The organism is Candidatus Nitrospira nitrificans (assembly GCF_001458775.1).
Classification (GTDB): domain Bacteria; phylum Nitrospirota; class Nitrospiria; order Nitrospirales; family Nitrospiraceae; genus Nitrospira_D; species Nitrospira_D nitrificans.
The window spans coordinates 154,349-162,639 of the sequence record NZ_CZPZ01000035.1; the positions used below are offsets into that span (position 1 = coordinate 154,349).

7 protein-coding genes are annotated in these 8,291 nt (G+C 56.8%); 4 read left to right on the top strand and 3 right to left on the bottom strand.

What is annotated here, in order from left to right; genetic code table 11:
* Positions 1-40 precede the first annotated feature (40 nt).
* Positions 41-1,513, bottom strand: coding sequence for a B12-binding domain-containing radical SAM protein (locus COMA2_RS18805; RefSeq protein ID WP_175304731.1), 1,473 nt, complete (start codon positions 1,511-1,513; stop codon positions 41-43).
* A 281-nt stretch (positions 1,514-1,794) separates the two neighbouring features.
* Here COMA2_RS18805 and COMA2_RS18810 point away from each other — a divergent pair, with 281 nt between their 5' ends.
* Positions 1,795-2,211, top strand: a complete 417-nt coding sequence (locus tag COMA2_RS18810; RefSeq protein WP_090902135.1) for a hypothetical protein — start codon at positions 1,795-1,797, stop codon at positions 2,209-2,211.
* A gap of 385 nt (positions 2,212-2,596) precedes the next feature.
* Here the strand turns inward: COMA2_RS18810 and COMA2_RS18820 are convergent, their stop codons facing one another.
* Positions 2,597-3,727: a Gfo/Idh/MocA family protein gene (locus COMA2_RS18820; RefSeq protein ID WP_090902141.1), complete on the bottom strand. Its 1,131-nt coding sequence runs from the start codon at positions 3,725-3,727 to the stop codon at positions 2,597-2,599.
* A gap of 275 nt (positions 3,728-4,002) precedes the next feature.
* On the opposite strand from COMA2_RS18820, the gene COMA2_RS18825 reads away from it, so the two are divergent.
* The 3 genes from COMA2_RS18825 (at position 4,003) to COMA2_RS18835 (ending at position 6,375) form a co-directional block, all read left to right on the top strand.
* Complete coding sequence (locus tag COMA2_RS18825) at positions 4,003-4,272, top strand: hypothetical protein (protein ID WP_139077503.1); 270 nt, start codon at positions 4,003-4,005, stop codon at positions 4,270-4,272.
* A 74-nt stretch (positions 4,273-4,346) separates the two neighbouring features.
* Positions 4,347-4,727: a hypothetical protein gene (locus COMA2_RS18830; protein WP_139077505.1), complete on the top strand. Its 381-nt coding sequence runs from the start codon at positions 4,347-4,349 to the stop codon at positions 4,725-4,727.
* A 295-nt stretch (positions 4,728-5,022) separates the two neighbouring features.
* Positions 5,023-6,375 (top strand): hypothetical protein, encoded by a 1,353-nt coding sequence (locus COMA2_RS18835; RefSeq protein ID WP_090902149.1) that lies wholly within the window; start codon positions 5,023-5,025, stop codon positions 6,373-6,375.
* A gap of 87 nt (positions 6,376-6,462) precedes the next feature.
* On the opposite strand, the gene COMA2_RS18840 is transcribed toward COMA2_RS18835, so the two are convergent.
* On the bottom strand, positions 6,463-8,274 hold the full coding sequence (locus COMA2_RS18840) for an ABC transporter ATP-binding protein (protein ID WP_090902152.1): 1,812 nt from the start codon (positions 8,272-8,274) through the stop codon (positions 6,463-6,465).
* Positions 8,275-8,291: the final 17 nt, after the last annotated feature.

An 8,291-nucleotide genomic window follows, 5' to 3' on the forward strand; every position in this document is an offset into this window, starting at 1 on the left:
GTCTCACAGGGTCCGAATTTCCGGGGCCGATGTTATCCAGTCACTTATTGATCCTCGGTCTCGGCTGCACCTTGGACCGGAATTGGTCCAGTCGATCGGTGATAAAGCTGAACCTCTTCGGGGATGGATAGGGAAACCGGTATGCGACCGGCTCTTCTTGTGGCGGTAAATGGTGAATGTCTCTATAGACGTTCACCGGCGCCGAGTCGGCCGCCAGGTGAAACATGGAACGGTAGCCCAGGCCGCAACCGGTAATGTTGAGCAGCTCGCCGAACCCGTTCTGCGAAGCGCGCTGGATCGCCCGTTGTCCGATAGAGCGATACGAATAAAATTGCCCCTTGGCCCATTTGTGCCCCCAGTACAATTGCTCGACGGTCATCTTGGCTGGCTTGTACACCACATGTTCGCCTGTGTAGGCCGTCCAGTTCTCCGTGAGGATCCGACCGGCCGCCTTGAGCTCCGCAAACTGTTTGGTCCCAGGATAGGGCGTCAGGATCCGCCACAGGGCGCCCGCCAAGCCCATCTTGGTCGCCCACTCGGCCGTACGCTCGAAGTCATAGACATCTTCATGGTCCAAGCCGCAGATAAATCCCGCATGGATGTCGATCCCCTGGTCGTGGATACGCTTGATCATTTCTTCATACAGTTTCGCCGAATTTTGCTTCTCGACGGACTTGAGCGAGTCTTGGTTGATCGATTCGATCCCCATGAACATCGCCGAGCAGCCGGCCTCCTTCAGCGTCTTGAGCAACTCGGGATGATGGGCGACGTAGGTCGCGCTCATTTGGCTCATCCATTTCTTTCCGAGCGGTTTCATGGCCTGGCAGAGCTCACGCGCGTAGGCCGGGTCGGACAACAGGTCATCGTCCCAGAACATGACCATCGGTCCGTTCATTTTTTCGACGAGCTTCACGACATCGGCCGGTGGTTTTTTCCGGAATCCATACTGGCCGCCCCCTAACGCCAAATGAATCGAGCAAAATGTGCAGCGGTAGTTACATCCTCTGGTCGCTGTCAGCGCGTCGCGGAACATATACCCCGGCGGTAACAGATCCCAGCGCGGCGGCTTTTCATCCCATTGTTGAACCATGTGGGGCATGCGGTACTGGGGTTGCAGTTTGCCTTTCTTGAAATCCTCGAGCACCCGCGGGACCGTCAGCTCGCCCTCGCCGATGACGATGGCATCGGCATGTTTGATCGCTTCATCCGGAAGGGTGGAGGGATGAATCCCGCCGAGCACGACTTTGGCCCCTCGCTCACGGAACAGTCGGGCAACCTCATAGGCACGAATGGCGACGACGGTGGTCACGGTGATGAAGACCAGGTCATAGTCGCGCTCGAAGTTCAGAGGGCCGACAATTTCGTCTTGAATCTCAATATCCCACTCATCCTCCGGGATGAGGGCGGCGAGGGTGGGAAGGTTTAAATTAGGGGTACGGAACAGCTTCCAGACCGAATCCCATTTCTGATCTTCAGGATGGGGAATAATGAGACCGACCTTGTAGTGCCCCATAATGTCTTCTCCTTCCCGAGGTTTGATGCATATGCCTAGACGCCCCCCGAAATTATGAACGTGGAGCGAATCATCCATCCATCCGTGAACATTGCCGTCCCCGGCCATTGCTTTCGGATCGAACCGAGCTCTGCCCATGATAATGGAGCAGAAACAACAAAGGACTGGTGAATCCCCTAGTATTGTTTCAACCAGATGCGTTGTAGGGTGCATAACAGGCAGCAAGTGAAGCGCTGATTCATACCCTCACTTGTTTTGATGAATGAAAGAAGAGTGAAGATATGCCAACCCCCAATAATTCAATAAGTTCACAGCCTGAAACCAGTCGAACTCATCGACTGGAAGCGTTGGTACAACAACTGGAAGATCTCTCTCAATCTCAAGAAGGCGCCTTGCACGAACCAAATGAGGCATTGGCCGCATTCGATGGAGAGGTCGAGCAGTTGCTTACCAAGCTCTATGGTGCGGAGCATGAACGACTGCAATCCTACAAATATGCGACGCTCGGAGAAGCAGAAGCCATGGTCAACCTTCCGGAATCCGCCCAGCTTCCGACGGAAAGTGACGATTTCAAAAAATCGCTTCAACAGAGACGACAGGTGCTACAAGGCTGCATATCGGAGCTCCAGGAAGCAGAAACCGTAGAAGTGGAGGCTCTGACTGGTGAGGACCGCGAGGATCCTCCGGCCTTAGGGTGACGGCTCCGTCTACGATTTCGGCGCATCCCGTAATTGCAATAAGCGCACGAGAGCGCTTTTTCTCGGTTGCATGAACTTTGGAAGGCTGATATGCGATTCAAATCCATTTTGGGGTTATCTCAACTTATCCTATACGGAGTGGTGTTCTCCGCCCAGATCGACCAGAGTCTTTGCACACAGTGTCTCGCGCAAGCCAAAGAGAAGTTGAAACAATGCCTTGCCTCGGCCATCAGCCGGGAAGACAAGACGTCATGTGAGGAGAAAAGCGACGTACGAACACAATCTTGTCACGACGGGCAGTGTAAAATCGAAAAAGCGGCACACGGAGGAAACACAACGGATGGTTCTCAGGAGCGGATGCATCTTCCTCCGCCATAAAATCAGTCTATCGTGTCGGCGATTTGACACGGACCCGGGACGGCACTCGGGGCCGCGCGATCCGCATTCCTTGGTGAGGCGACGGGCGATTTCGCTTTGATGGGACTCTGACTGTTACCGGTTTGCCGGAGCGAGCTGATCGTTGAAGCGCTTCGATGATCGCCACATCGATCAGGCCTTCAAGGCCGGAGGGCTCAGGCTCCTTATCCTTCAAGATACAGTCGGTAAAATATTTAAGCTGGGGGGCGAATTGATCATGTACCGGATAGCGGCGAGTCGTGATCCTCTCCCCGATCTGGGTGATTTGTCTCATATCGGCCGAATACTTATAAGCAGATTCGAGACGCGCATTCCCTTTTGTGCCGACGATGTCGACATCCACTCTGTTTGAGGCTCCAAAACTACAGATGAATGAGGCCAGACGCTCCCCAGGAAAACGTAGACAGACGCCGTCCATCTCTTCTACTCGCCGAAATCTTGCATCGTTATTGCTGAGCTGCATGGCGAAGGCTTCAGATGGTTCCGCTTGGAAAAAGTAGCGGGCGGCATTGATACAATAGATGCCGATATCCGGCAACGGCCCTCCTCCGACCTTTGGGTCCAATCGTGTATCTCCCTTGCGCACCTGTTGCGTAAATAACGATTGAATGATCCTCACATCGCCCAGTCGTCCGGATTGCACCAGCCTCATGAGATTCAAATGGGCATCGTCAAAGTGCAGGCGGTAGGCCACCATAAGTTTTGCGCGACGACGAGCCGAGGACCGGATCATCGCCTTGCATTCCGTCGCCGTGAGGCCCAGCGGCTTTTCACACAGGACATGAATGCCTTCGCGCAAGGCCGCGATGGCATACTGTTTGTGGAGATGATTGGGCAGCGTGAGATAAACCGCATCCACGAAGCCGCTCCGCAGGCATTCATCATATTGGTCGTAAGTATACGTATGCTCTACTCCGTAGCGCGACGACAGCTTCGATAATTTCACCTCATCGCCTGAGACCAATGCACTCAGCACAGAGTTCGCCCGCGCATGCCCGAATGCCGGCAAGACGGCCGCTTGCGCGATGTGCCCCAACCCTACGACCGCGTACCGAATGATTTTGCGAGGCGCGGACATTTTTCTTTTTGTCATATTCATTGGTTATCTCTGCTCAGGCGACTGAGGGAGCTCGTTATTTACGCACGCGCGTCTCTTCTACAACACCGCGTCTCGGCGAGCATTACGATTATCAGTCCCATGGGAGGGGAACCAAACAAACTAGGAGACTCCCTCAGTGCACCCAGGCGTGATTACCTAAGTTTGGCTCCATCAGGCTACTTACCCTGCCCTGTAAAAACTAGGGTCTATCCTAGGGGAGTCGGGGAAGGAGTTAGATATTATGAGTTTGGTCGACAAACCAAAGGATGGAATCGATGCAAGAAATCTACAACGTCTCGAAGGATCGACAAGGCACGCAAAAGGTTCGTCACGACTCAGGCAGGGAACCGGAAGGTTATTTGTGCGCGGTCTGTGGAGGCGAGCGATATCACCTCGTCCTCACAGCCGAAGCATTGAACAATCGCGTCGGCCTGAAAATTCGATGCGGGACCTGCAATGCTTCTCAGGATGTAATTGATGGGCGCGCGGGCGCCTTGGCCACACGTTATTTCCATGATGGCGGGCAGCGCCCCAAGGAACCGTGATCCGGTGAATGTCACCGCAATGAGCGATGGGTGACCTACTCGGTCGACTTAACTTTCAATCAGGGGAGGCTCTCATGGGCACTTGGAAAATGGCTGGTTTTATTTCATGTGTGGGGTTAGTGGGTCTTGGCTTATTCACCGTGGCGGAGGCTGAGAATGAGCCCTCCCCATCCGACAACATGAAGCCGTTCTCTGTCACAGATCAAACAGGTTTTAACGAAAATAGATTCCGAGGGAAGATAGTTCGCATCGATGGAGCAGATTATTTCATTAAGACAAAGGAGGGCACGGAAGTACAATTACATCGTGACGAAACCACTAAGGTTACTGGGGCGATTAAGCAAGGGGACATGATCGAGGCGAAAGTCGACGACAACAACCATATCCTTTCCATTCAACCATTCTCAAAAGGCGCGATGGAAAAGACGAACGCGGGGAAATCAAAGCAGAAGTGATCTCCATCCAGCCATCGGACGGCATCCGGGCCTCTCGCCGGACCATCGGGCCGCCGTCCGGTGGAAGGCGGTTCGGTGTGGGGAACCTCCGATGAACACTGGCCTGTGCTGACTCCGAACGCTGTGCCGCTGGCGGTGTACGCGCGAAAGCCGTAGAGAGTTGGTACCGACTCCCATCACAACTCTCCTGCAATCACGCGGTTTTCGGGATGAACAAATTCGGTTGTAGTCAGTCTCGTATGTCCCCCCACAGAGGCAGTTGGGGGAACGGCTGTTCTGTGTACGACAAGACGCGATGTCCTCACGATGGTCTAATCCCAAAATCCTCCATGCCCTATCGCGGTCCGTTCTCTGGTTCGCGCTTGCCGTCATGATCCCTGGGCTGAGCGAAGCCCAACCCTCCGCGCGAGAGCCGACGCCGATGGAAGAACCCACACCACTGGCCGGGGGAGATTTTCGCACAAAGCTTTTTGGAGAGGAGATCCATGTCGCTCCAAGAGATCGCCGCTCGGTCACAGCCGCGAGCTTCGGATTACAGTGGATTCCCGACGGCCCGTCCCAACTCGAATTACTCCCCTTCGGAGCGCTCTATGTCTGGCGAAATTGGGACGATGACAATCGTCGATTTCGTGGAACCGTTTCGGGCGTGGTCAATGACCTGAGTTATTCCATCGGGCTCCGGGCCTATCCCAATTGGACCCTGCTCTTTACCTTGAACAACTTCATCGCGCCATTGGGACGGTCTGAGAATGTAGAGGGACAGCGAATCCGCGAAACGGAGATTGAGTGGAGTTACGCCTTCGGTGGAGTCGGGATCGGTTACCGTCTCCCTGTTCGTCCTTTCAGGCAAGATAGCGCCGTCAATCTCTTTGTAACGTACGAGCCCGGGTTCCGTTGGTTTAAGGGCACCGGACATACCTCCTCCCAGTATGGCGTCCCCGCCGATACCTACGAAGGACGGATTCACCTCAAGGTTCGCATCGATGCCATGACCCGCAATCTCATGGAACTGCCACATGAGGGAGTAACTCTGGGCGGAGATGTGATCCATGGGCATCGCGCCAAATGGTCCGCGTGGGGGGGGCCTCCCTTTGACACACCCGATTTCAAGAAAGAACGCACCTACTTGGCATTCAGCGGATATCTAATGGCTGCATCAGGGCTGCCTTTCGTGGGCAGTGAGAAACACCGGCTGGTTTCCAGTATCCACGCCGGAATTGGGAAGGATCTTGATCGGTTTTCGGCATTTCGTCTCCCTGGCCGGCCGACAGGCTATGAATGGGACGCAGTATCCTTACCGATGATTCATGGCGTAGCATTTAATGAACTCTTTCCTCGGCACTATGCGATTGCGAATGTGCAATATCGTTACGAAGCCCTTTTTTTCCTATATCCCTACGTGGAAGCGGGCTGGGCGTTCGTTGATCGTCCGCGCTTTACGGCAGAGGGACGGATCACACAATCGACGGACTCTATGCCCACCGTGGGTGTCGGTGTGGTGTCCGGTGCCCCTTGGCGGTCACAAATTGAACTAAATTATACCTATAATTTTGGAGTCTTCCGCGATTCGGAAGGATCACCCGCAAAAGGCGGCCATGGGATGTTCTTGTTTTGGTCAAAGGAACTGGGCTCAAATTCACGGAGGTAGCGGAACGGCGAGCGATTCCGTAGTTTACTCTTGTCTTGCAGCTTGGAACGGTGGGGAGAATCAGCAGCCGCGCAACCAATTCTGACGCTAACCATCTACTTTGGCCATAGCGCGAAAGACCTTGTTGCGGGCCAGGAGTTCGGCATAACTCCCCTGATCGGCCACCCCGCCGGCTTCGAGCAGATAAATCCGGTCGGCCTGGTGCACCGTCCCCAGGCGATGCGCGATCATAATGATCGTTTTTTCATGGAAGATCGTGCGGATCGCGTCCGTCACCGCGTCTTCGGTGATGCCGTCCAATGCGCTCGTCGCCTCGTCGAGAATCAGCACGTCCGGGTCGCTGTACAGAGCCCGCGCGATGCCGATGCGTTGCCGCTGCCCCCCGCTGAGGGCCACCCCCCGCTCCCCCACCCGGGTGGCATACCCGTCCGGCAACTCCTCCCGCACAAACTCGTCCAGATTGGCGATGCGCGCGGCCTCCCGCACCCGCTCCATGTCGATCTGGTCGGGGAGCACGCCAAAGGCAATATTCGCCGCGAGGCTGTCGTCGGCGACATAGATGTGCTGCGGCACATACCCCAGTTGTTGCTGCCAGGCCGTCACATTCGCCGCCGTGATCGGCAGGCCGTCCACGAGCAGGGAGCCGTGTTGCGGGGCAATCAGCCCCAGAATGAGATCCACGATCGTGGTCTTCCCGGCCCCCGTGCTCCCGACCAACGCGATCGTCGCATTCCGCGGGATCGTCAGCGTGAACTGATCGAGCACCGGCGCGCGCCCCGGGGAGTAGGCGAAGCGAATGTTCCGGAGGACAATCTCCCGCTCAAAGGTCACGCGGGGCCGGGCCTCGGGCCCCCGCGGCGGGGCCTCGCGGACGGGGACGCGCGCCGACCCTGTCAGCTGCGCTTCCAGCGCCTCCAAGGAGCTCAGATTGAACCGGATCTGCGTGGCGCTACTGAAGAGCTGCTGAAAGGCCGGCAGCAACCGGTAGGCCGTGAAGGCATAGAGGACCAGCACCGGCATCGCGTCGGTGAACGCTCGGTGCGTCGCCAGCAGATAGAGCACCACCCCGATCATCGAGCCAAACGCGAGGCTTTCGATCGCGTAGCGCGGCACCAGCGTCACAGTGGCGCTGAGCCACTGATTCCTGGCATACACCGCCGACCAGTGCGCAAACCGTTGGGGATAGGCTTGATCTTGGCCCAGAATCTTGAGCTCCTTGATCCCATGCAACATCTCGGTGGCCAGGCGCACCCGTTCGCGGTGGGCGTGTTTACTGGCCGCGCCCAGGCGGGTCACGAAGTGCCGCACCCCGAGAAACACGCCGGTGTAGAGGGTCCCAAGCACCAGCCCGACTGAGAGCGCCAACCAGGGATCGACCCACAGCACCAGCAGCAGGAGGCTGAGGACGATGACCCCTTTGGCCAGCGCCTGGAGGGTCGGCGCGACGATGCCGTTGGTGACGCGGACCACATCCTCCGTGCAGGACACCACCAGGTGTGAGGTATTGTGGTCCAAAAAATAGGCGTAGGGTTGCCGCAAATAGCTCGTGAGGATCCGCCGGGACAGGTGGTGCCCCAGCCGGCTCGCAAACCGCAAGATGGCCGCCGCGGTGGCGAGCGACACGGCGTTACTGAGGAGCAGGAGCCCCAACGCCCCCAGCCCCAAACCGATCAGAAAGCGCTGGGGGGAGTCGAATGCCAGCCCGGTAAACAGCGTGTGCAACCAGCGATTCGTCTCGATCACGGCCGGGTTGGCCACCACGGCCATGAACGGCAAGATCGAGGTCACGCCCGCGACGTCGATGAAGCCGGCCAGCACCATCGCCCCGAGCAGCAGCGCCGCGCGCCGTTGGTCCCGGGTGGTCAAGAGCTGCCGCAGTCGTGTCAGGGGAAGCCCCATGCCTCCGTCTCCATTCA

What these genes read in the sequence shown, in the direction of transcription:
- COMA2_RS18830 (WP_139077505.1), top strand. Translation starts at nt 4,347, where the DNA reads ATGGGCACTTGGAAAATGGCTGGTTTTATTTCATGTGTGGGGTTAGTG.
- COMA2_RS18805 (WP_175304731.1), bottom strand. Translation starts at nt 1,513, where the DNA reads ATGGGGCACTACAAGGTCGGTCTCATTATTCCCCATCCTGAAGATCAG.
- COMA2_RS18820 (WP_090902141.1), bottom strand. Translation starts at nt 3,727, where the DNA reads ATGAATATGACAAAAAGAAAAATGTCCGCGCCTCGCAAAATCATTCGG.
- COMA2_RS18835 (WP_090902149.1), top strand. Translation starts at nt 5,023, where the DNA reads ATGTCCTCACGATGGTCTAATCCCAAAATCCTCCATGCCCTATCGCGG.
- COMA2_RS18825 (WP_139077503.1), top strand. Translation starts at nt 4,003, where the DNA reads ATGCAAGAAATCTACAACGTCTCGAAGGATCGACAAGGCACGCAAAAG.
- COMA2_RS18810 (WP_090902135.1), top strand. Translation starts at nt 1,795, where the DNA reads ATGCCAACCCCCAATAATTCAATAAGTTCACAGCCTGAAACCAGTCGA.
- COMA2_RS18840 (WP_090902152.1), bottom strand. Translation starts at nt 8,274, where the DNA reads ATGGGGCTTCCCCTGACACGACTGCGGCAGCTCTTGACCACCCGGGAC.